This is a genomic window from Nonomuraea sp. NPDC050404 (assembly GCF_040655495.1).
In the GTDB taxonomy this organism is placed as follows: domain Bacteria; phylum Actinomycetota; class Actinomycetes; order Streptosporangiales; family Streptosporangiaceae; genus Nonomuraea.
The window spans coordinates 404,139-426,253 of record NZ_JBFAKB010000005.1; the positions used below are offsets into that span (position 1 = coordinate 404,139).

Below are 22,115 nucleotides of genomic sequence, written 5' to 3' on the forward strand. Positions count from 1 at the left end.
CGTCGGGTTCGCCGGGGCTTCGCACGGTAAACCCGGACGTCGGGGCGGGCTCAACCTCGGAAGAAGCCAGGTTGACTCGGACCCGACGTCACAGTTTTAGCTGGGCACATGCCGCTCATCGCCCTCGCCTATCTCATCTCGCACTTCATGAGCCTGCTCGGAAACGGGATCGCCGCGGTGGCGTTGCCGCTGATCGTCCTGCAGACCACCGGCAGCCCGCTGAGCGTGGGCGCGGTCTCGACCGCGACCGCGGTGCCCGCGCTGCTGGTGGGGCTGTTCGCCGGCGTGGTGCTCGACCGCGTCAACCGCAGGACCTGTTCGGTGCTCGCCGACGTCGTCTCGGCCGCCTCGGTCGCCGCGATCCCCCTGGTCGAACTGCTGTGGGGGCTGAACCTGTGGTGGTTCGTCGCGCTCGCGATCGTCGGCTCGTTCGGCGACGTCCCGGGCATGACCGCGCGGGAGGTGCTGGTCCCGGCGGTGGCCCGGCACACCGGCATGCCGCTGGAACGGCTGGTCGGCCTGCGTCAGTCGCTGACCTCGATGGCCCTGGTGATCGGGCCCGCCGTCGCGGGCACCCTGCTCACCCTGTTCGAGGGCAGCACCGTGCTGCTGGTCACCGCGGCGACCTCGGCGGTGGCGGCGCTGCTCACCCTGGCCATGCCGCACCGCTTCGGCCGCATCGACGACCTGCCGGAGCGACGGACCTCGGTGTGGGCGCAACTGGCGGCGGGCGCGGCGGTGGTGCGCCGCAGCCGGTTCCTGGCCGGGATGGCAGGGCTCACGGTGGGTCTGGCGGTGGTCGTCGGCGGGCTGCAGGGCCTGGTGCTGCCGCTGTACTTCAGCGTCATCTCCCGGCCCGACCTGCTCGGCTTCGTGCTGACCGCGCTCGCCGCCGGGATGCTGGTCGGAGCCGGGTTGTACGCCGCCGTCGGCGCCAGGATGTCGCGCCGATCGTGCATGTACGCCGGGCTGATCGGCACGACGGCCGGATTCGTGCTGATCGCGACGCTGGCCTCGCCGGTAGTGGTGTTCGCCGGCGCGGCACTGGCCGGGGTGGCCAACGCCCTGCTGGGGGCCGTGACGGGCGTCCTGCAGGCCGAAAGGGTCCCGGAGGCCGTACGCGGCCGGGTGCTCAGCCTGCAGAACGCGTTCTTGCAGGTCGCCGCGCCCGCCGGGATCGCCTTGGCCGGAGCCGTCGCCGAGTGGGGGTCCCCGGTCGCGGCCGGGTTCGCCGTCACCGCCGTGTGGCTGGTGCTGCTCGTGGCCGTGGTCGCCTCCCGGGCGCTGGCCGGGGTGGAATCGAAGGAGCAGACCGTTGCGCAGCAATGAACTGGCCGAACTCGCCGGCGTCACCATCCGTACGCTGCGGCACTACCACAAGGTCGGGATCCTGGACGAGCCCGAGCGGTCGGTCAACGGCTACCGCGACTACGACGTACGGCACCTGGTCCGGTTGTTGCGGATCACCCGCCTTACCGAACTCGGCCTTCCGCTGGCCTCGCTCCCGGACGTGCTCGACGACCCCCAGACCGCCGAGACGCTGCTGGAGGAGCTGGACCGGCAGGCGGCGGCCGAGATCGAGCGGCTCACCAGCCGGCGGGCGGCGATCGCGGGGCTGCGCAGCCATGGCGCGATGCCGGACCTGCCGCCCGCGCTGGCGGCCTACGGGCCCACCATCAGCGCCGTGGCGGATGTCGCCCCCGAGTTGGCGCGGCAGGAGCGGGAGCAGGTCGTTCTGATCGCCCATCTGCTCGGCGAGAAAGGGACGGCCGCCCTCGCCGGGGTGCTGGCCCAGAACGCCATCTTCAGCCCCGCGACCCCGGCGTTGCTCCTGCGCTTCGCCGAACTCGGTCCTGACACCGCTCCGGAGGAGCTTGAGCGACTCGTCGAGGACATGGTGGTGCACTATCGGCCCCTGCTGGGGAGCTGGCCCGAGAACATCGAGATCGGGGCCGACCTCTCCGCCATGCTCGTCGCCTATGGCGAGCAAGCGCTCAATGATTGGCAGCGCCGGGCGTACGAGCTGTTCCAGGAGCGGATGATCAGCGAGCCACCGGGCGCCGCCTGACGTTCCACCCGCGTGATGTTTTACCCGCGTCCTGTCGAGCAGACGATCAGCCATGCGGCACAGTGACGCGGTTGAGGAGCGGGATGGTGGGTGAGGCGCTCGCGTTGACGGCGGCCCTGTGCTTCGGGATCACGCACTTCCTCAACGGGCTGCTCGCCCGCCGGGCCGACAGCGCCGCCGTCGCGCTCGTCAGCCAGGTCGGCGGCACCGTCCTCATGCTCGTCGTCGCGCCGTTCGTGGCCGCGCCGCAGGTCAGCGGCGAAGCACTCGGCTGGGGAACGCTTTCCGGCATCGGGACCGGCATCGGCGCGGCGTTCCTGTACCGGGGACTCGGCAATGGCCGTTTCAGCGTCGTCGTGCCGCTGAGCGATGTCGGCGCCGTCGCCCTGCCCGTGCTGGTGGGGGTCGTGCTGCTGGGTGATCGTCCCGGCTTGGGAGCCTGGTGCGGGATCGTCGCCGCGCTGCCCGCGTTGTGGCTGGTCTCCCGCTCTGATCATGACGGGGCACCGGCCACCGCGTCGGGGGCCGGCGACGGCCTCGTCGCCGGCGCCGCCTTCGCCCTGCAGTTCGTCGCGATCGCCCAGGCCGATCCGGCGGCCGGGCTCTGGCCGCTGGTCGCCAGCCGCGCCGCTTCCGTCGTCGCCATCGCGCCCCTGCTCCTGCGCCATCCCGGCAGGATCCGCATGCCCGCCAGGCTCGCCTGGGGATGCGCCGGCGCGGGCGCGCTCGGCACGGTGGCGATCACCCTGTACGCGCTCGCCTCCCGGGAGCAGTTGTTGTCGCTCGCCGTCGTACTTACCGCGCTTTATCCCGCCATCCCGGTCGTTCTCGGCGTCACCGTGCTCCGCGAACGTCTCACCCGGGCCCAGCAACTCGGCCTCGCCTGCGCCGCGGCGGCCATCGTGCTGATCTCGCTGGACTAGCCGGCCCTCGGTTGCGTCTGAAATGTGCCAGCATCGGCTGTTTCATGACTGCTTGGCTTGGCGCCCGTACACCACTCATGAACGGGAACCATGCCAATCTCATCGCTCGCTCCGCCGCGCTCGCCCCTCGTCGGCCGGCTCGCGGTCATCTCGCTCATGCTGGGCATCTTCGCCATCGTCACCAGCGAGATCCTGCCCATCGGCCTGTTGACCACCATCGGCGCGGACTTCGGCATCTCCGACGGCATCACGGGACTGACCATGACGCTGCCCGGCATCGTCGCCGCGGTCGCCGCACCGGTCGTGACGCTGACGACCGCGCGCCTGGACCGCCGGGTGATGTTGGTCGCCCTCATGGCGGTGCTCGCCGTCGCCGACGTACTGGCCGCCGTGGCGACCTCCTACTGGGTCATGCTGATCTCCAGGGTGCTCGTCGGCCTGACCATCGGCGGCTTCTGGTCGATCGGCGCCGGGCTGGCCGGGCGGCTGGTGCCGCCGCACGCCGTCGGCGCCGCCACCGCCGTGATCTTCTCCGCCGTGCCGCTGGGCTCGGTGCTCGGGGTACCGGCCGGGACCTTCATCGGCGATCTCGCCGGTTGGCGTACCGCGTTCCTGGTCCTGGCCGCGCTGGCGCTGGCCGTCCTGGCCGCCCTGGTGATGTTGCTGCCGCCGTTGCCCGCCCAGCAGGCCACCAGCCTGCGCGTGCTGCTCGACCTGCTGCGCACTCGGCGGGCCGGCATCGCGCTGCTGTCCACCTTCCTCGTCGTCCTTGCTCATTTCGGTACGTACACGTACGTCACGCCCTTCCTTCAGGACGTCACCGGCCTGAGCCCCGCAGCGGTCAGCGCCGTTCTGCTGGCGTACGGCATCGCCGGGGTCGCCGGGAACTTCCTGGCCGGCAAGGTCGCCGCCACCCGCTCGCGAGCCGCCTTCGTGACCTGCGGCTGCCTGATCGCGCTCACCACCCTGCTCCTGCCTTCGATCGGCGTCACGGCCGCCGGCGCCGTGGCGGCGCTGGTGGTCTGGGGGCTGGCGTATGGAGGTGTGCCGGTGTGTTCGCAGGCGTCGTTCATCGCCGCCGCTCCGCGGGCGCCGGAGGCCGCCACGGTCGTCTTCACCTCTTCCTTCCAGGCCACCTTCGCGCTCGGTGCTCTCCTCGGCGGGCGCGTGGTCGACGCCTTCTCTGTCTCCACCGTGATGATCTGCGGTGGGCTGACCGCTCTGCTCATGGCGGTGTCCGTGTGGTCGCTCGCGGGGTCCCGCTGAGCCGCGTAGGTGGAGGCTGAAGATCACGGCCAGCAGGGCCATCATGGCGGTGCCCGAGGTGGCGACCGCGAAGCCGTACTGTGCGCCGGACAGGTCCGACAACCAGCCGGCCAGGGCCGCCGCGCCCGCCGAGCCCGCGGCGCTGGCCGAGTTGAGCCAGGTGAACGCCTGGGTCAGCGCGGCCGGATGGACGGCCTTCTCGGTGAGCACCCCGCAGAGCACCAGGATCGGCGGGATCGCGCCGCCGGTCAGCAGGCTCACGGACCCGAGCCCCAGCGGCGAGTCCACCATCAGCGGCAGCGTGCTCGCCAGTGCCAGGATGGACACGGCGACCACGAGTTGTACCCGGGAGGCGGCCCGCCACCTGGACAGGCCGTACAACCAGCCGGTCAGCAGTCCGCTGCAGCTGGAGGCCGCGAAGATCACCGCTGCCGTGTCCGCCGCGCCGTGCTGGACGGTGAAGGCCGTCGTCGCGACCTGGGTGGCGCCGAAGTACACGCCGATGGACAGGTTCAGGCCGATCAGCAGCGCGAAGCCGGGCCGTACGAGCGAACGATCGGCCCGGCGGCGTTCGGCGGCGCTGGGCTCCGGCGCGGGCGCGGTGCGGTGCTGGGTGGCGAGGGCGAGGCCGCCCGAGACGATCAGTACGGCGGCCAGCAACGTCCCGAGCATCGGCTGCCCGCCCGCCCCCAGGGCGCTGACCAGGGCGGGACCGACCAGATAGGCCAGTGCGTTGGCGAGCGACTCCAGCGAGAAGGCGGCAGGCAACTGCCCGGCCCGGTCGCCGCGCAACAACGTCGCCCAGCGGGCCGCGGACAGCGCGCCGAGTTGCGGGATGGTGGCGCCGACCAGCGCGCCGCTCGCGGTCAGCAGCCAGGCCGGTGCGTGGCCATGGGCCGAGGTCAGCAACATGGCCACGGCCGTGGCGTGGGCGAGCAGCGCGGGCGGCAGCACCCGGCTCTGCCCGAAGCGGTCGATCAGCCGGGCCAGTTGCGGTCCGACCAGGGCCTCCGCGACCGCGAAAGCGCCGGTCACCAGGCCGGACACGGCGTAGGAGCCGGTGGTGCCGTGTACCAGCCAGACGATGCCGAGGCTGGTCATCGCGATACCGACGCGGCCGATGGTGGCGGTCAGGAAGAAGGCCGCGGCTCCCGGAGCGCGCAGCAGATCACGGTAGGTCGCCGACGACACGCGTGTCCCCTCTGCTGCCCGGCGGGGCGAACCACTGGGGTCGTCGGCGCCCGAGGTATTACCGACCCGTGGTCATCGCCTGGAACCGTCCAGTGCTGGCGTGGAGCGGGGACACGCGCCCCCACGCCGACTCCGTCACCGGGCAGGAATCTTCTACTAAGCGTGGTTTTGCCGCAGACGATAGCAGATCAAAGTCGTCAACTTAGATTGATGGCATGGGTAGGGATTGAGCTGGAAAGCGCCCTCGTGTCAAGAATCGGGTGGTGGCTCCGACCGGTTGGGGAGCGGGGCGCGTTCGGGCGCTCCCCAGCAAGGAGAGGCGGAGCGGGATGAGCAAGGTGACCGCGCAGATGTCGGTGTCGCTGGACGGCTTCTACGCCGGTGAGCGGCACGGCGGCCAGGGGAACTGGATCGACTCGGCGGAGGCCGCGGGGTTCTTCCGGGTCACTCGCTGGCTGACCGAGGCCATGGCCTGGCGGGAGCGGCAGGGGTTCGCCGGTGGCGAGAAGGACACGAACTCCGACATCATCGCCGAGACGTTCGAGGCGGCCGGGGCGTACGTCATGGGGCGGCGGATGGCGGACGGCGGCGAGGGGCCCTGGGGGGAGGAGCCGCCCTTCCGCGTGCCGGTCTTCGTCGTGACGCACCGCCCCCGCCAGACCCTGACGCGCAAGGGCGGCACCAGCTTCACCTACGTCACCGACGGCGTGGCCAGTGCCGTGGAGCAGGCCCGTGCGGTGGCGAACGGCAAGGACGTCAACGTCGCGGGTGGCGGCAGCCTGGTACGCCAGGTGCTCAAGGCGGGGCTGCTGGACGAGTTGGAGCTCAACGTCGTCCCGGTCGTGCTCGGCACCGGGATGCGGTTGCTCGACGCCGATCTCGGGCTCGCCGACAAGGAGGCCATCGAACTGACGCTGAACAGGGTCGTCAACACCCCAACCGTCACGCACCTGCGTTACACGGTCAACGGCCGCGCCGCACTCGTGCTCGACGACCGCGGAAGGGGGAGCGGCGAGTAGGGTGGGGCGGCGTGGGAGTCGGGTCGGCGGAGACGGTTCTGGTCATTATCCGGGGTAATTCGGGGTCGGGTAAGACGAAAGTGGCTCGGTCGGTGCGGGAGGCGTACGGTCGCCGTGGGCTGGCGATCATCGGTCAGGACGTGGTGCGGCGGCAGATCCTGCGGGAGCTGGATGTGCCCGACGGCGTCAACATCGGGTTGATCGACACGATGTGCCGGCACGTCCTGGACGCCGGGCAGCATGTGGTGCTGGAAGGGATCCTCACGCTCAGCCGGTACGGGCCGATGTTGCGGCGGCTCGCGGACGACCACGCCGGCACCACCTGCTGCTTCTACCTGGACGTGCCCTTTGACGAGACGGTCAGGCGGCATGCGACCCGTCCGCAGAGTGCCGAGTTCGGCGCGGAGCTGATGCGGGAGTGGTACGTGGAGCGTGACCTGCTGCCGGATGGCCGCGAGACGATCGTGGGCCAGGACAGTTCGTTGCCGCAGACGGTCGAACGTATTCTCGCCGACAGCGAACTGCTGGCCCGTTAACCCGTGCTGAGGTCGCGGCGGCGCAGCCCGTACAGGCCGAGGGCCGTCAGTGCCGCGGCGAGTGCGGTCAGCGCCGCCGTGGCCGCGGGGGCGAACGTGCCCAGGGGGTGCCAGGGCAGGTGGGAGAGTACCGACGTGTTGACCAGCCATCCCGGCAGGCCCGCGTAGTCGCCGAGGACGGTCACGAAACCGCTGTACACGAGCACGGCCCAGGCCAGGCCGGCGGCTCTCGGGGCGAGTCCGAGCAGGGCGGCGGAGAGGGCGAGCAACACCAGCGCCTCCGGCACGCGCAGCAGGCTCGCCGGGACGACCTCGCCCACGAGGCCGGGATCGCCGGTCGATGCGGCGGCGCCGATGCCGAGCGCGGCGCCGTACACGGCCTGGAGGACGATCACCGCGAGTGCGGAGACCAGGAGGGAAGACCCGAACCAGGCCGTACGGCCGGTCGGGCCGGCCAGCAGCGGGCCGAGGCGGCCGCGCAGTTCCTCGCCCCGCAGTCGCAGGACGGACAGGACCGCGAAGACGCCGGTGTAGAGCGAACCGGTGAACACCATGAGGCTGATCCACGCCCGCCCGAAGTCCGCCCCGGCGAAGATGGGCAGGTCGGTGGCCGACATTCCGCCGGTCATGGCGCCCAGGACGAGGCCGACGGCCACGTACGCCGCCGTCCACCAGCCGATGGCCGCCCGCTGGAGGCGGAGGGCGAGCGTGAACGGTGTGCGCAGCCAGGAGGGCGCCGAGGAACGGCCGGGGCGTGCGGGCATCAGCGCGGCGCCGAGGTCCCTGCGGCTCGCCAGCCCGTACGCGCCCGCGACCAGGACGGTTGTGAGCAGGAGCGAGAGGCCGAGCGGCCACCAGCGTTCGTCGGCCAGCGGCCGGGTCTGCTGTGACCAGCCGATCGGGGACAACCAGAACAGCGGGCCGCCCTCCTGCGCCTGCAACGCTCCCGCGCCGCGCACGATCCACGCCATGAAGAGCGCCGCGCCCGCGAGCCCGGCCGCGCCCCTGGGGTGCTCGGTGACCTGGGCGGTGACGGCGGTGACGGCGGCGAACACCAGCCCGGCGGCGGCCAGCGAGGCGCCGAACAGCAGCGCGCCGGAGACGGGGAACCCGATGCCGGCCGCCGCGACGGTGGTGAGCACCGCGAGCGCCGCGTTGCCGATCAAGGCGACGATGAGCGCGCCGGTGAGCTGGGCGTGCCGGCCCACGGCGGCCGAGCGGATGAGCTCGGCCCGGCCCGTCTGCTCTTCCGCCCGGGTGTGCCGGGTGATCAGCAGCACGTTCATCAGCGCGGCGGCCAGCAGGAACTCCACCCAGTAGGCGGCCAGGAAGTACTTCTGCGTGGTGACGGCCTCGGCGCCGAAGAAGGGCCCGGCCAGTACTCTCATGAACGTGAACCGGATCAGCCGGGTCGCCTCGTCCAGAGCCTGCGGCGTCGGCACGACCGTGGTCGTGGCCGCGTGGTAGAAGCGCGGCACCAGGAGCGTGATGGCGAGCAGCCAGAGGGGGAGCTTGATCCGGTCGCGGCGCAACATCAGCCGCGCCATGGCGCCGGTGCCGGTCAGGTGGGCGTCCGCCGCCCGCATGTCGGTGCGGCCGGGCGTTCGGGAGAGTGTCGCGGTCATGCCGCCGCCTGCCTGACGCCGTAGTGCCGCAGCATGAGTTCCTCCAGCGTCGGCGGGTGGCTGACCAGCGACTTCACGCCGAAACCCGCGAGGTGCCGCACGGCGGCGTCGAGGTGCTCGGTGTCCACGCTGAACCGCACGTTGTTGTTCTCGGCGGTCAGGCCGTGCACGCCGGGCAGGCGGTCCAGGCCGGTGACCGTGGTGGCGGTGGCCGCCACGACCGTCGTCCGCGTCAGGTGCCGCAGTTGTGCCAGCGTGCCCGACTCCACGGCCCTGCCCTGCCTGATGATGGTGACCCGGTCGGCCAGCGTCTCGACCTGCGCCAGGATGTGGCTGGACAGCAGGATGGTACGGCCGGCGGCCTTGACCTCGGCGACGACCTCCTGGAAGACCGCCTCCATCAGCGGGTCCAGGCCGCTCGTGGGCTCGTCCAGGATCAGCAGCTCCACGTCGGCGGCCAGGGCGGCGACGAGCGCGACCTTCTGGCGGTTGCCCTTGGAGTAGGTGCGCGCCTTCTTCTTCGGGTCCAGCTCGAAGCGTTCGATCAGCTCGTCCCTGCGCCTGCCGTCGAGCCCGCCGCGCAGGCGGCCGAGCACGTCGATGGCCTCGCCGCCGCTGAGGTTGGGCCACAGTTCCACGTCGCCGGGCACGTACGCCAGCCGCCGGTGCAGCGCGACCGCCTCTCGCCAGGGGTCGCCGCCCAGCAGCCTGGCGGTGCCGAAGGTGGCGCGCATCAGGCCCAGCAGTACGCGGATGGTGGTGGATTTGCCCGCGCCGTTGGGGCCCAGGAAGCCGTGCACCTCGCCGGTGCGTACGGTGAGGTCGAGGCCGTCGAGGGCGCGCACCGGCCCGAAGGTCTTGACGAGGTCCGAGACTTCGATGGCGGAGGTCATGATTCTGCTCCGAGGTTCTCGTGGCCCGGCCGCGCCTCGGCCGCGCGTGCCATGGCCTCAGCGATCCGCCCAAGGAGGTCGTCTTCCCTGGTCACGTCCATGGGCAGGGGATGGCCGCCGGCTTCGCGGATCGTCGCCATTTGGGGCAGTCGGCGCGCGCCGCCGTACACGATGTGGCCGGCGCGCAGGAGCTCCGGCGCGGTGGCTTGGCCGATGCCGGACGAGGCGCCGGTGACGAGACAGACCCTGGGGTCTCCGAATGTTCGCACACGGGGGAAGCTACGGAAGCGTTCGCGAATTCAGCAATCCGGAGAAGCTGTTTCCGCAGGTCAGATGCATTTCATTGGTGCGATGACATTGCCGCCAAACGCAACACGGATGGCATACTCGGTGCATGTCCGTTGGTCATCTGACGTACGAGGACCGCCGCGAGATCGCCGAGGGTCTGGCGGCGGGGCTCGCCTATGCCGAGATCGCCCGCCGCCTGGGACGCCCGAGATCGACCGTCGGCCGCGAGATCGCCCGCAACGGCGGCCCGCACGGCTACCACGCGGGCCGGGCGCAGCAGGCGGCCACCTGGCGCGCCCGCCGCCGGCCGAACACGCCGCTGAGCGCGCCGCCGCCGCCGGTCCTGGACGACTCTCGAACCGGGCACGACTCTCGAACCGGGCACGACTCTCGAACCGGGCACGACTCTCGAACCGGGCACGACTCTCGAACCGGGTACGACCATCGGGCCGTGCGCGATCCTCAGGCGGTTCGCGCGTACGAGGAGAAGCTGACCGGGCTGCTGGGCGGGTCCTGGCCGCCGATGGCGGCGAGGGTGCTGGTCTGCCTGCTCACCAGCGACAGCGGCAACATGACCGTCGCCGACCTGATCGAGCGGCTGCGGGTGAGCCCGGCGTCGATCTCCAAGGCCGTCGGCTCGCTCGAACAACTGGGTCTCATCAACCGCGAACGCGACAGCCGGCGCGAGCGCTACTACATCGACGACGAAGTCTGGTATCGGGCGTGGCTGGTGGGCACCCGATCGATGGCGCTGTGGGCCGGCACCATCCGGGAGGGCGCGGACGTACTCGGCGCGAGCACCCCGGCCAGCACCAGGCTCCTGACCGCGAGCCGGTTCTTCCAACTGCTCAGCGACGACATGGCCCAGGCGGCCGAACACTACCGGCGTACCTTCGCCGCGCCCTCTTGAACCTCAAGCCGCTTGAGGTCCCATAGTGACGGATATGCACGACAACGAGCTGTACGCGATCGGGGACGCGGCGCGCCGTACCGGCCTGAGCGTCAGCGCCATCAGGTTCTACGCCGACGCCGGGATCATCGCGCCCACCCGCCTGACCGAGGCCGGCCACCGGCTGTACGACATCCGCGCCATCGCCCGCCTTGAGCTCATCCGCACCCTCCGCGACCTGGGCACCGGCCTGGACGACATCCGCCGGCTGCTCGCCGGTGAGACGACCCTGCACGACCTCGTCACCACCCACCTCGAACTCGTCGAACGCCAGGAGCGCGGCCTGCGGGCCAGGCGGGCGGTGCTGAGGACCCTGGCCAGGCAGGGCGGCACGGTTGCGCAGGCGGCCCTGATGCACAAGCTGGTCTCGATGTCCGACGAGGAGCGTGAGCGGCTCATCGACGACTTCTGGCAGGAGGTCGGCGCGGGTCTCGACGTGGCCCCCGACTTCGTCGAGCGCCTGGCCGCGATGCGCCCGCACCTGCCGGAGGACCCCACCGCCGAGCAGCTCGAAGCCTGGATAGAGCTGGCCGACCTGGTACGGGACCCGGCGTTCCGCGACGCCGTCCGCTCCTTCCTCCAGGAGACCTACTCCACCCCGCCGGCCCGGCTCATGACCGCCACCCCGGTGCAGGACTTCATTTACACGACCGGGACGAAGATCATGGAGGACCTCTTCGCCGCGCACCGCGCCGGGCTGCCGGCGGATTCCCCGCAGGCTCAGGAGGCGGTCGTACGTCTCGCGCGGGCGGCCGCCGAACTCGGCGACAAACGGCCCACCGCCGAGTTCCGGGAGCAGATGGCGGCGTACTTCCTGCTGATCGAGGAGATCGAGGAGGAAGAAGACCCCGCGTTCGACCGCACCCATGGCAGGTACCTGTCCCTGGTGGCCGTGATCAACGGGACCCCGTCCGAGGAGGGCCCTGTGCCCTTCGCATGGCTCTCGGCGGCCCTGCGTGCTTCGCTCCCCCTGTGACGAACCCCCCGGCGTCAGACTGCTGCTCGCTGGGACGTATCGGAACGGGCCGTTCGTCTGAGCACGGGTCTGATCACCGTGAGCTGGGCCACGGCCAGTAGCAGGGAGACCAGGGCCAGGCCGCCCCACAAGCCCGCCGGGCCGGTGTGTTCGAGGAGCTGGGTGCCGAAGACGGGGGCGAGGACGGTGGCGAAGCCCCAGGAGGTGCCGAAGATCGACAGGTATCTGCCGCGCGCGTCCTCGGGGGCGATGGCGACGACCATGGCGTAGCTGCGTCCGAACATCAGCACGTCGCCGGCGCTCCACACCACCGTGGCGGCGAGGTGGGCCGATAGCCCGTCCGCCACGGCGTAGCCGGCCAGACCGGCGGCGAGCAGCAGGTAGCCGCAGGTCATCGCCGCGTGGTGGGGGAGCGCGGCCGTCCATCTCAGCAGTGGCTGGCAGAGGACCATGACGACGGCCGAGACGGTGGACAGCAGCCCGGCGTCGGCGGCGGGCAGGCCGCGGTGCACCAGCGCCAGCGGCAACGCCATCCCGACCTGCATGTAGATCAGTGCGAAGCAGGTGCCGGAGGCCAGGAGCAGCAGAAGCGAGCGGTCACGCCACGCCGACCTCCCAGGAACGGTGGGCTGGGCGGGAGAGGAGGTGGATGGCGCGAAGGGGCGGTCGGCGGGCAGGGTGAGGCGTACCACGAGGGCGCAGGCGAACACGGCGATCATCGCCACGGACCCGGAGGCCGCGATGCCCGCCTGGGCCAGGGCGCATCCGACCAGGCCGGCGACGATCGTGCGGCGGCGGCCGAACCGGTCGGCCAGGACGCCGCCCAGGAGCCGGGAGGGGATGGTGGCCAGCCCGAAGGCCGCGGAGATCAGACCGGCCGCGACGGCGCTCACGCCGAACTCGGTGGTGATCAGGACGGTGAGGAACCCGAGCGAGAAGGCCCCCAGCTTGTTGATCGCCCGCGCCAGGACCAGCCACCATACGATGCGCGGCAAACGTTCCGCACGGCCGGCGATCAGCACGTCCATCCTCCAGTGACCAACGTAACTGATAACGTCGGTCACGGACTCTAGAGCGCTAGGAGTGACCAGTCAAGTGATGTTCGATAGTCACGTGGCGATCCTGCTCGACACCGCGGTATCGCTCGTGAACGTACTGACCGACGGCGGCGACCGCGGCAAGCCCTACGTCGCGCCCAAGGGGGAGTCGCTGCCGGCCGCGGTCGCCACCGCGCTGCCGGGCGTCGCGACGGTCTCCATGGAGGAGGCCCTGTACCTGGCCGGCACCGCGCTGAAGGTCCGGCGCGTCTTCGAGGCCATGGAGGCGCGGCAGGAGGACGACGCGGCCTCCGTCGTCAACGCCCTCGTCATCAGCACGGGCGCGCGCCCGCAACTCGACCGCGTCCCCGGCGAACCCTGGCAGGTCCACTTCCACGGAGCCGACGACAGCCTCGCCGTGGGCTGGAGCGCCGGCTTCGCCTCCGCGCTGACCCTGGCCATCGGCAGCGACCTCGGCGGCCGCCTCGGCATCTGCCAGGCCAGGCAGTGCGACCGCGTGTACGTGGACGCCTCCCGCAACGGCGTACGCCAGTTCTGCTCCCGCTCCTGCCAGAGCAGGACAAAAGCGGCAGCTTTCCGCGCCCGCTCCCGCTCCTGACACCCTCCTCACCCGCTCGGCATCCAGAGCCGACGCGCAACGTGAACTCTTTTGTGGCGGGGCGGTAAGTACAGGCGATCGTGCCCGATACGGGGCACCGCCAGAAGGAGCTGACCGTCCATGGCAGAACCGGCGACAGCCGAGGTTGCCGACACCGACCTGATCAGAAGGTCGTGGCGTGAGCCCGAGGCGTTCGCCGTGCTGTTCGACCGGCACGCTCCGGCGCTGCACCGCTACGCCGCCCGCAGGCTGGGCCCCGATTCGGCCGATGACGTCGTGTCGGAGGTGTTCCTGGCCGCGTTCGAGCACCGGCAGCGCTACCGGCTCGATCAGGCCGACGCCCGTCCCTGGTTGTACGGCATCGCCTCCAACGTGATCGGCAAGCGGCGGCGCGCGGAGTTGTCCCGGTACCGGGCGTACGTGCGCGGCGGTGTGGACCCGGTGGAGATCGGCGGCGGGCTGGTGGAGGAGGGCGTCGGGACGCTCGCGGTGAACAGGCCGCTGGTGGCGGCGCTGGCCGGGCTGCGGGCGGGCGACAGGGACGCGCTGCTGCTGGTGGCGTGGGTGGGGCTGACGTACGAGGAGGTCGCCGCCGCGCTGGACATCCCCGTCGGCACCGTCCGCTCACGGCTCAATCGGGCACGCAAGAAGGTTCGCCAGGCCCTGGAAGGGACAGACCATGGATGAGCTGAAGGAGCTCGGGCGCCTGTGGGCCGACATGCCGGAGGCGAGTGAGCAGGATCTCGCCGCCTCTCGCGCCGCGCTGCTCTCCCGGGCCGGCATGCCGCAACGCCCGCGGCCCCGGATCAGGTTCCGCCGGCCGGCGCTGAGGGTCGGTCTGGTCGGTGCGCTGGCGACCGGGCTCAGTGCCGTGATCGTCGCCGCGCAGGTGGGCCTTCTGGGTGCCGGGTCCGTGGCCAATGCCCAGGACCTGCTCAAGCGGGCCTCCGCGGCCGCGGCAGGGCAGGAGGAGCTGGTGCCGGGCCCCGGCCAGTACGTGCACACGAAGATGCGGGTCAGGAAGAACCTGTACACCCGCGACAAGGCGACCGGTAAGCTCCCGCTGACCGTCGTGCACGGCAACGAGGAACGCTGGGATCCGGCGGACGCGAACCGGCCGTGGCTGATGCGCGAGCAGTCCTACGCCGCCGAGGGCCCGGCCCTGCGCCACCTGTGGGACCGCGGCGTCGTGGACATCCTGCACGAGCCGTCGTACTGTCCGGGACCGCGCGCCTACGCGCGGCTGGGCGACTGGCCGAGTGACGTCGGCCAGGTGCGCGCCAAGCTCGTCGCCCAGGTGGGCGAGGATCCCCTGAGCCAGTGGAACGAGCTGAAGCGGCTGGTCAAGGAGTCCGTGGTGCGCCCGAGCCTGAGCGCCGCGCTCTACCGGGTGGTGGCCGAGGTCGACGGCATCGAACTCGTGCCGGAGGTCGTGGACGTGGCGGGCAGGCCGGGCATGGCCGTGGCCATGGACGAGGGTGGCGGCCGCCGCTCCGAGCTGATCTTCGACCGGAGCACGTACCGCTATCTGGGCGAGCGCACGGTGAACGTCGCGGACGTGCGGGAGGACACCCCCAACGGCACCATCACGCAGCCCAAGGGCGCCACGACGGGCACCGCCGTGCTCGGCGTCGAACTCGTCCCGAGCCTGCCCGCTGTGTCGGACAAGGTCTCCCGGATGAAGATCCCCTGCTGACCCCTTAACCCCCAAAAAAGCGCCGGACGTTCTGTTCGGCATGCCCGCACAACGAAAGGAAGATCCCATGTTGATCGTCAATGCGGTCGCCTCCGCCCTGATCGTCACCTCGCTGGCGTCGCCCGCCACGGAGACCGCGTACGAGAACAAGGCCGAGATCGAGACGGTACGTGCCGACTGCATGAAGGAGCGCGGACTGAAGTACCTTCCCGAGGAGGTCATGAAGCGCGAATGGACCAAGGAGGAGCGGGCCAGGGTCACGGGCGATCCTGAGGCGATGCGGGCCTATCGCGCGAAGTACGGCTTCGGCGTCTGGTCCAGGCTCGTCTTCCCCAAGGACCCCGCCGTCCACGGGGAAGGCCGGGAGAGCAGGAACAACAAGCATCTGATGTCGTTGTCGCCGAGCCGGCTCAAGTCCTACCAGGCCGCGGACGAGAGGTGTTTCGCCAAGGCCGTCAAGTCCGTGCTGGGCAAGAAGGCGTCCTCACAGGCGGACTTCCTGGAGCAGATGGGGGCGGCCGTGGACGGCCGGCTGCGGGTCCTCGACCAGGACGGGAAGCTCGTCAAGCTCGGCGAGGAGTTCGCCTCCTGCCTCGGAGTCTCCACGGCGAAGCCGTCGGAGCTGGCCGAGCGGGGTGTGCGGGAGTTCCGTAAGCAGAGCACCGAGGTCGCCAGGTCGCGGCAGACGACCTCGGTGCCCGAGGAGAAGCTCAAGGACAAGGACTTCTGGATGTGGCCGGCCATGAAGCCCGCGCAGGCCAGGCCGTACCTGGACAAGGAGGTGGCGGCGGCGCTGGCCGACCTGAAGTGCGGCAAGGCGTTCTACCAGGCGTACCTGCCGCGGGCGCGCGCCGTCCAGGAGCGGGTGTACCAGGAGTACGCCATCGACTTCGCCCTCTAGACAGGACAGGGGATCCCGCCCGGCGGAGGCCGGGCGGGATCCGCACGTCAGCGTACGTAGATGTCCGGACGCGGGGGCGTGGGCATGCGGTCGCCGAGGAAGAAGCTGGTGTGCGGGGGCTGGTTGTAGGCGGTGTTCTGCCAGGCCACCGACACGCGGTAGAGCGGGTCGTGCATCAGGGTGTAGATGCGCCGGTCCGTCGCCGTGGTGGTGGCGTATATGCGCAGCGCGCGGTTGTCGCTGGTGGGCCAGATGACCTCCTCGCGCCAGTCACCGAACAGGTCGCCGGACAACGACGGGGTGGCCTTGGTGCCGTTGTTGGAGTGCACGCCGGAGGCGGTCAGCAGGCGGGTGTCGGAGCTGGTGCCGTACTTGTCGATCCTGGTCTGGTCGAGCAGTTCCCTGACCGGGTCGGCGTCCCACCAGGCCAGGAAGTTCACCGAGGACGGCTCGCGGGCGGCGCTGTTGCCGGTGACGCTGCGCAGGGTCGTGTCCGAGGCGGACCAGAACTCGCCGGCGACCCGGACGGTCGAGATGTCCCCGGCCACGCCGCGGCCGTTGTCGGAGCCGGACGCGGTGGACCACAGAATGCTGCCGTTGCGCGGGTCGATGTAGAGCGAACTGGGCTGCGAGGAGGACTCGCTGACCTTGAAGTACTCCAGGCCCGCCCGCGCCGGGTCGAAGTCGCCCAGGTGCTGGGCGTCGCCGTGGCCGGTGCGGGTGGACCACAGGCCGGTGCCGTTGTCGTTGACGGTCATGGCGCCGTACACGATCTCGTCGCGGCCGTCGGCGTCCACGTCGCCGACGGACAGGCTGTGGCTGCCCTGTCCGGCGTACTGCGAGCCCGCCGAGTTGCTGTCGAACGTCCACCGCTTGGTCAGCGAGCCGTTGCGGAAGTCCCACGCGGCGATGACGCTGCGGGTGTAGTAGCCGCGGGCCATGATCAGCGAGGGACGTTCCCCGTCCAGGTACGCGGTCCCGGCCAGGAAACGGTCCACCCGGTTGCCGTAGTTGTCGCCCCAGGAGGAGACCGTGCCGCGCGGCGGGTCGTAGTTGACCGTGGACATCGCCGCGCCCGTCAGGCCGTTGAACATGGTCAGGTACTCGGGCCCGGCCAGAATGTAACCGCCGGAGTTGCGATGGTCGGCGCCGGAGTTGCCGATCACCGTCCCCACGCCGTCCCTGGTGGCGTCGGCGGTCTTCATCGCGACCTCGGCCCGGCCGTCGCCGTCGTAGTCGTAGACCTGGAACTGCGTGTAGTGGGCGCCGGCCCGGATGTTGCGGCCCAGGTCGATGCGCCACAGGCGGGTGCCGTTGAGGCGGTAGGCATCGACGTAGACGTTGCCGGTGTAGCCGGACTGGGAGTTGTCCTTGGCGTTGGACGGGTCCCACTTCAGCACGATCTCGTACTGTCCGTCGCCGTCCATGTCGCCCACGCTGGCGTCGTTGGCGCTGTAGGTGTAGGAGACGCCGTCCGGGGTGGTGCCGCCCGACGGCGGCTGGATGGGCACGTCCAGGTAGGAGCCGCCGGTGAAGCGGAGCGAGGCGGGCGAAGCGGCCTGCTCGGTCCCGCCGACCACCGCCCGCACGGTGTAGGAGGCGTCGGCGGCGGCACCGTTGTCCTGGTAATTGGTGGAGATGGTCAGGTTCGAGGCCACCCGGGTCGAGCCCCGGTAGAGGTTGAAGGCGACGCCGTCGGGGTCGGTGCCGAGCAGTCGCCAGGAGACGAGGTTGCCCGAGCCTGAGCGTACGCTCACCAGCCCCCGGTCCAGGTCTTCCATCTGCTTCGTGGGTGGCGCGGCTTGGGCGGGGGCGGACGGGATGGTGATCGAGGCCAGGGCCAGGACGGTGGCCGCGGCTGCCAGGTGTAAGCGCATGGCGGGTTCCTTTGCGGTTGGTAAGCGCTTTCCCGATGGGCAAAAAGAAAGTTTCATGGGGTGGGGCGGCGCGGTGATAGCGCTAACAGATCGAGGCTGAGGGTGGAACGGGGTGCCTGACCTGCGGGGATCGTCACAGGTGCTCCTCTTCGGCGGCGGGGGTGGCTGGGGCGGCGCCAGGGCGTATTAAAGCCAGGCGGTACTTGATCCGCAAGGAGTCGTACCGGATTTCGCTGACCCGCCCGCTTGACTCGACGTCAGCCGCGCGGCGGCGGGGCTTCCGTGCGCTCCCAGCGGATCTCGCCGTCCTCCCACCGGTCGGTCGGGCTCAGGCCGAGCGAGGTGGCGACGGCCGCCGAGGCCCGGTGGTCGGGGTGGATGTGCGCGACGAACGTGTCGATCCCCTGCTCCGCGAGCCGGCCGACCATGGCCGTGGCGGCGGCGGTGGCCAGGCCGCGACCCTGCCACGGCGTGCCGATCACCCAGGCGATCTCCGCGGTACGGCCGTCCACCGTGGCCTGCACGTAGCCCACCAGCCGCTCCTCCCGCCGCAGCCAGATCACCCAGTTGCGCCAGCCGGGCGGCCCGGCGGACAGCCGTTCGTAGCGCGCCCGCAGGTCCTGCGCGGACAGCGGGGCGCCGCCGATGAACGTGTGCAACGCGGGGTCCGCGAGCACCACGGCCATCTCATCGGCATGCTCAGGGCGCAGGGGGCGAAGGATGAGCAGCGGTGTCTCGATGGTGTCCATTTGGCCACGATAAACGCGCACGTCCCGTACATCGCCCGTGGCTTACCAGGGGAGTGTCTCTTCGCCCAGACCCATATGGCCTGAGCGGCAGGGTTTTAGCACTCCGTGGTCACATGATGACAAAGCGGCATTGGTTCTTGCCGTAAACGAAGCGGAAAGTGAAGGTACCCCGTCCTTTGGAGATCGCCCATGCATCCACTGCAGCTTCCAGTCCCCGGCGAGCGGACGTCCGAGACGGTCAGCCGATACCGGGATGAGGGCGGCCCGGTCGTGCCCGTCGAACTCCCAGGAAAGGTCGCCGCCTGGATCGTGACCTCGTACGAGACGGTCAACGAGGTGCTCTCCGGCGACGGCACCCTGTACGGCAAGAACCCCGTCAACTGCCCCGCGATGCACGACGGCACCATCCCTCCCGACTGGCCGCTGCGGCAACTCGTCGAGGGGGAGCACCTGCTGGTCAAGGACGGCGGTGACCATCGGCGGCTGCGCGGCCTGATCAACCGCGCCTTCACCCCGGCCCGCGTGGAGGCCATGGGCCCCCGCATCCAGGAGCTCACCGACGACCTGCTCGACCGGCTGGCGGAGCAGCGGGAGGAGGTGGTGGATCTCGTACAACACTTCAGCGAGCCGCTGCCCATCGCGGTGATCTGCGAGCTGTTCGGCGTGCCGGAAGGTGAGCGCTACCAGATCCGCGAGTGGACCAACGTGCTGCTGTCCCACACCGCCACGCCGCAGGAGGCCGCCACGGCCGCGGACGAACTGCTCGGCTACCTGCGTGCCTACATCGGGCGCAGGCGCGTCGAGCCCGCCGACGATCTCACCACCGGGCTCATCCGGGCGCAGGAGGACGACGGCGACCGGCTGTCCGACAGCGAGATGGTGTGGATCCTGTGGCTGGTGCTCATCGCCGGTCACGAGACGACCGTGCACCTGATCGCGAACACGGTGATCGCGTTGTGCTCCGATCCCGGGCAGGTGGCCAAGGTCAGGAAGGACGGCATCTGGGCCGAGGTGGTGGAGGAGTCACTGCGCGCCCGCAACTCGGTGCAGAACGTCATGTTCCGCTACGCGTTGCAGGAGGTTGAGGTGGCGGGGACCACGATCCCGGCGGGCGAGCCCATCATCGTGTCGCTCGGGGCGGCGGGCACGGACCCGGCCAAGTTCGGCGCGGACGCCGATCGGTTCGACGCCTCACGCGAGCCGGACGTGCACTTCGGCTTCGGCCGCGGGCCGCACTTCTGCCTGGGCGCGCCGCTGGCCAGGCTGGAGATGCGGATCGCGCTGGCGTCGTTGTTCGCCCGCTATCCCGAGCTGCGGCTGGCCATCCCGGAGGACGAGGTCGCCTACAGCTTCTCCCTCATCACGGAGGGGCCGACCGCGCTGCCGGTGGTGCTGGGGCCGCGCAGCTGACCTGAGAACCGGGCAGCCGGGCCCCCAGGGCACCGCCACGCTCGCCCTGTGGGGGCTCGACCCTGCGGTTACCGCGATCAGTCGCGGTCGAACAGGGAGTCCAGCAGGCCCGTGACTCCGATGACGCTCAGGAGCGAGGGCGTGGATCGGTCCTGGGGAGTGGTTCCGGTCGCGGGAAGTGCGCAGGCTGCCGGGTTGTCGGTCAGCGCGTCCAGGATCCTGTGCACACCGAGGGCCTCCAGCAACGACGCCGGCCGTTGCGCCGGGGCAGGCTCGCCGGCGGGCGCACAGGCGGCCGGGATGGTGGAGACGACTCGTTCGAGGTAGTGGGCAACGGACGCGGTGTCGATCACCGGCATGGGCGGCAGCTCCGTGCCCGGGGCCGCCGTGCTGCGGGCGCACGTCAGCGCCCGGTTGATGAGGTCCTCGAACATGACCCGCATGGGGGAGAGCGAGGACGGGTCCGAGCCGGCGACGGGCGCGGACGGATCCGAGCCGGTGGTGGCGGAGGCGGACAGGCCCGAGCCGGTGGCGGAGGCGGGCAGGTCCGAGCCGGGGGAGAGTGAGGGCGGGGCCGCCGCGCCGCTCGGGCCCAGCAAGGACGACTGGCCGGTGCTGGGGAAGGGCGCCTGGCTCGGGCGGGGGAGCGCCGACTGGCTGGTGCTCGGGACCGCGGATCCGCTCGGGGCGGCCGACGCGCTCGTACTCGTGCTCATGCTCGGCGTCGGACCGCCCTGCATCGGCGCGTACGAGTCGGCGACCGACGCGTTCAGCCGCACCTCGGCCTGGACCGGGGGCGCGAACGGCCCGGAGATCGGTGCGTACGGCACGGGAACGGGTGCGATGTACGGCACGCCGGGAATGGCGGGCATCGTGGCCTCCGGCGAGAAGAACCCCCGCAGCCGGGAGTCGCCGATGATCGTGTCCATCAGGCTTCTGATGTCCTCGCCCGTGATGGTCCCCGTGAGCGGCGCGGGCGGCGACACGTTGATGCTGATCGCGTCGAAGTTGCCGCACCGGGCGGCGGTCCCGTCATCCGCGGTCGCCTGGGCGGCGCTCGCCAGCAGGACGGCGGAGGTGGCGGTGAATACGGCAACGGCATGCCGGTACATGATGCTCCCCGATGGGTGATGATCTAGTTATCCTTGCGATCAGTACCCTTAGTGTTGGTTCAATTACTTCATAGTTGGATCTAGCCCTCTTTACCGGTAGTCGCCGCGTTGCGCACACGGCACGCCGGGCTCTAATGTCACGCCTCGTGAAAACACTCAAGATTGCCGTCTTAACGGCAGCCCTCATCGCCCCAATTGCCGGTACGGCCACCGCGACGGCCGCGACCTATCCCGTGAAAGACGAGAAGCTCACCGCCAACCCCCTCTATGCGGCCGGTGCGCTGCCCAAGGCCGAGTGCGCGGAGCACAAGATGCGCCGCGGCGACCGCCTCAACCAGGCCCGTAAATACCTTGATGGGGTCATCGGCTGCCTCGAGAAGACCTGGCAGCAGCACCTCGCCGGGGCCGGCCTCACCTACAAGAAGGTGAAGGTCGAGCACGTGAAGAAGTTCCCCAAGAAGTGGTGCGAGTTCGAAACGGGAAAAATCGACTCGCAGGGGTACTACTGCGCCGAAACCGGCACCATTGCCTTCCAGGTGGGCAAGACCTGGCTGGATGACGCCTCTGACCTCTGGATGTTCCACTTCGCCGGCTACATGTACGGCCACCACGTACAGTCGCTCGTGGGCATAGAGCGGGCCTACCAAGATGCGCCATATCGCAACAAGTCCGAACTTAATGAACAGATCCGCCGTCGTTCCCTCCAGGCAGAGTGCCTGAGTGGCGCGTTCACGAAGAGCGTCTGGCCCATGAAGGGTCGTACGGCGAAGGACTGGAAGAAGCTCCTGTCGGTTCAGGAGGGTGACGCCCGCGGCGAGGTGCGCGAGCTCGGCACGACGTCCAACATTCGTCACTGGATCAAGCAGGGCTACGCCACCGGCGATCCCAAATCGTGCAACACCTGGGCGGCTCCGTCCGCCAAAGTCGCGTGATAATCGGGTGATCTCCCCGCGGCGGCCACGCGGGTCGCCGCGGACCCC

General features: G+C 70.5%; 22 protein-coding genes and 1 pseudogene. 15 read left to right on the top strand and 8 right to left on the bottom strand.

Going from position 1 to position 22,115, the window contains the following annotated elements:
• Positions 1-108: 108 nt before the first annotated feature.
• From AB0I81_RS16155 to AB0I81_RS16170, 4 genes are all read left to right on the top strand, one after another.
• The gene (locus AB0I81_RS16155; RefSeq protein WP_360656604.1) at positions 109-1,329 is read left to right on the top strand and encodes an MFS transporter; all 1,221 of its coding nucleotides are present in this window, start codon (positions 109-111) and stop codon (positions 1,327-1,329) included.
• Positions 1,316-2,068, top strand: coding sequence for a MerR family transcriptional regulator (locus AB0I81_RS16160; RefSeq protein ID WP_360656607.1), 753 nt, complete (start codon positions 1,316-1,318; stop codon positions 2,066-2,068). The genes AB0I81_RS16155 and AB0I81_RS16160 overlap by 14 nt, the downstream gene beginning before the upstream one ends.
• Before the next feature lie 83 nt (positions 2,069-2,151).
• Complete coding sequence (locus tag AB0I81_RS16165; RefSeq protein WP_360656610.1) at positions 2,152-2,991, top strand: DMT family transporter; 840 nt, start codon at positions 2,152-2,154, stop codon at positions 2,989-2,991.
• A 90-nt stretch (positions 2,992-3,081) separates the two neighbouring features.
• Positions 3,082-4,257 (top strand): MFS transporter, encoded by a 1,176-nt coding sequence (locus AB0I81_RS16170; RefSeq protein ID WP_360656613.1) that lies wholly within the window; start codon positions 3,082-3,084, stop codon positions 4,255-4,257.
• Positions 4,258-4,560: 303 nt separating this feature from the next.
• Here the strand turns inward: AB0I81_RS16170 and AB0I81_RS16175 are convergent.
• Positions 4,561-5,358 (bottom strand): annotated as a pseudogene (locus AB0I81_RS16175) (MFS transporter); the annotation flags it as partial.
• A 419-nt stretch (positions 5,359-5,777) separates the two neighbouring features.
• On the opposite strand from AB0I81_RS16175, the gene AB0I81_RS16180 reads away from it, so the two are divergent.
• Positions 5,778-6,467, top strand: coding sequence for a dihydrofolate reductase family protein (locus AB0I81_RS16180; protein ID WP_360656616.1), 690 nt, complete (start codon positions 5,778-5,780; stop codon positions 6,465-6,467).
• A gap of 11 nt (positions 6,468-6,478) precedes the next feature.
• Positions 6,479-7,003, top strand: a complete 525-nt coding sequence (locus tag AB0I81_RS16185; protein ID WP_360656619.1) for an AAA family ATPase — start codon at positions 6,479-6,481, stop codon at positions 7,001-7,003.
• Here the strand turns inward: AB0I81_RS16185 and AB0I81_RS16190 are convergent.
• The 3 genes from AB0I81_RS16190 to AB0I81_RS16200 are packed head-to-tail and all read right to left on the bottom strand — an operon-like array spanning position 7,000 to position 9,790.
• Positions 7,000-8,628 carry an ABC transporter permease gene (locus AB0I81_RS16190; protein WP_360656622.1) on the bottom strand — a complete coding sequence of 543 codons (1,629 nt, stop codon included), beginning with the start codon at positions 8,626-8,628 and terminating at the stop codon, positions 7,000-7,002. The two genes, AB0I81_RS16185 and AB0I81_RS16190, sit on opposite strands and share 4 nt — an antisense overlap.
• Positions 8,625-9,521: an ABC transporter ATP-binding protein gene (locus AB0I81_RS16195; RefSeq protein WP_360656625.1), complete on the bottom strand. Its 897-nt coding sequence runs from the start codon at positions 9,519-9,521 to the stop codon at positions 8,625-8,627. Before AB0I81_RS16195 ends, AB0I81_RS16190 begins: the two co-directional genes overlap by 4 nt.
• On the bottom strand, positions 9,518-9,790 hold the full coding sequence (locus AB0I81_RS16200; RefSeq protein WP_360656628.1) for an SDR family NAD(P)-dependent oxidoreductase: 273 nt from the start codon (positions 9,788-9,790) through the stop codon (positions 9,518-9,520). The genes AB0I81_RS16195 and AB0I81_RS16200 overlap by 4 nt, the downstream gene beginning before the upstream one ends.
• A 125-nt stretch (positions 9,791-9,915) precedes the next feature.
• Between AB0I81_RS16200 and AB0I81_RS16205 the strand changes: the two genes are divergently transcribed.
• Positions 9,916-10,719: a helix-turn-helix domain-containing protein gene (locus AB0I81_RS16205; RefSeq protein ID WP_360656631.1), complete on the top strand. Its 804-nt coding sequence runs from the start codon at positions 9,916-9,918 to the stop codon at positions 10,717-10,719.
• A gap of 34 nt (positions 10,720-10,753) precedes the next feature.
• Positions 10,754-11,734, top strand: a complete 981-nt coding sequence (locus AB0I81_RS16210) for a MerR family transcriptional regulator (RefSeq protein ID WP_360656634.1) — start codon at positions 10,754-10,756, stop codon at positions 11,732-11,734.
• Between the two features lie 14 nt (positions 11,735-11,748).
• On the opposite strand, the gene AB0I81_RS16215 is transcribed toward AB0I81_RS16210, so the two are convergent.
• Positions 11,749-12,762 (bottom strand): MFS transporter, encoded by a 1,014-nt coding sequence (locus tag AB0I81_RS16215; RefSeq protein ID WP_360656637.1) that lies wholly within the window; start codon positions 12,760-12,762, stop codon positions 11,749-11,751.
• A 70-nt stretch (positions 12,763-12,832) separates the two neighbouring features.
• Here AB0I81_RS16215 and AB0I81_RS16220 point away from each other — a divergent pair, with 70 nt between their 5' ends.
• The 4 genes from AB0I81_RS16220 to AB0I81_RS16235 all read left to right on the top strand — a co-directional run bounded on the left by AB0I81_RS16220 (position 12,833) and on the right by AB0I81_RS16235 (position 15,987).
• Positions 12,833-13,390: a CGNR zinc finger domain-containing protein gene (locus AB0I81_RS16220; RefSeq protein WP_360657193.1), complete on the top strand. Its 558-nt coding sequence runs from the start codon at positions 12,833-12,835 to the stop codon at positions 13,388-13,390.
• 120 nt (positions 13,391-13,510) lie between these two features.
• Positions 13,511-14,077 (top strand): RNA polymerase sigma factor, encoded by a 567-nt coding sequence (locus AB0I81_RS16225; RefSeq protein ID WP_360656640.1) that lies wholly within the window; start codon positions 13,511-13,513, stop codon positions 14,075-14,077.
• Positions 14,070-15,086 carry a CU044_5270 family protein gene (locus tag AB0I81_RS16230; RefSeq protein ID WP_360656643.1) on the top strand — a complete coding sequence of 339 codons (1,017 nt, stop codon included), beginning with the start codon at positions 14,070-14,072 and terminating at the stop codon, positions 15,084-15,086. The genes AB0I81_RS16225 and AB0I81_RS16230 overlap by 8 nt, the downstream gene beginning before the upstream one ends.
• A gap of 67 nt (positions 15,087-15,153) precedes the next feature.
• Positions 15,154-15,987 (top strand): hypothetical protein, encoded by an 834-nt coding sequence (locus tag AB0I81_RS16235; protein ID WP_360656646.1) that lies wholly within the window; start codon positions 15,154-15,156, stop codon positions 15,985-15,987.
• A gap of 47 nt (positions 15,988-16,034) precedes the next feature.
• Here AB0I81_RS16235 and AB0I81_RS16240 read toward each other — a convergent pair whose 3' ends face one another.
• Both AB0I81_RS16240 and AB0I81_RS16245 read right to left on the bottom strand, forming a co-directional pair.
• A complete protein-coding gene (locus AB0I81_RS16240) occupies positions 16,035-17,864 on the bottom strand; it encodes a rhamnogalacturonan lyase (protein ID WP_360656649.1) in 1,830 nt (609 codons plus the stop codon).
• A 257-nt stretch (positions 17,865-18,121) separates the two neighbouring features.
• Positions 18,122-18,613: a GNAT family N-acetyltransferase gene (locus AB0I81_RS16245; RefSeq protein WP_360656652.1), complete on the bottom strand. Its 492-nt coding sequence runs from the start codon at positions 18,611-18,613 to the stop codon at positions 18,122-18,124.
• Between the two features lie 189 nt (positions 18,614-18,802).
• On the opposite strand from AB0I81_RS16245, the gene AB0I81_RS16250 reads away from it, so the two are divergent.
• The gene (locus AB0I81_RS16250; protein ID WP_360656655.1) at positions 18,803-20,023 is read left to right on the top strand and encodes a cytochrome P450; all 1,221 of its coding nucleotides are present in this window, start codon (positions 18,803-18,805) and stop codon (positions 20,021-20,023) included.
• 77 nt (positions 20,024-20,100) lie between these two features.
• Here the strand turns inward: AB0I81_RS16250 and AB0I81_RS16255 are convergent, their stop codons facing one another.
• Complete coding sequence (locus tag AB0I81_RS16255; protein WP_360656658.1) at positions 20,101-20,457, bottom strand: hypothetical protein; 357 nt, start codon at positions 20,455-20,457, stop codon at positions 20,101-20,103.
• Between AB0I81_RS16255 and AB0I81_RS16260 the strand changes: the two genes are divergently transcribed.
• Together AB0I81_RS16260 and AB0I81_RS16265 are read left to right on the top strand one after the other, a co-directional pair.
• Positions 20,456-21,154 (top strand): hypothetical protein, encoded by a 699-nt coding sequence (locus AB0I81_RS16260; protein WP_360656661.1) that lies wholly within the window; start codon positions 20,456-20,458, stop codon positions 21,152-21,154. The genes AB0I81_RS16255 and AB0I81_RS16260 overlap by 2 nt on opposite strands.
• A gap of 127 nt (positions 21,155-21,281) precedes the next feature.
• Positions 21,282-22,067 carry a neutral zinc metallopeptidase gene (locus tag AB0I81_RS16265; RefSeq protein WP_360656664.1) on the top strand — a complete coding sequence of 262 codons (786 nt, stop codon included), beginning with the start codon at positions 21,282-21,284 and terminating at the stop codon, positions 22,065-22,067.
• The last annotated feature ends 48 nt before the right edge of the window (positions 22,068-22,115 follow it).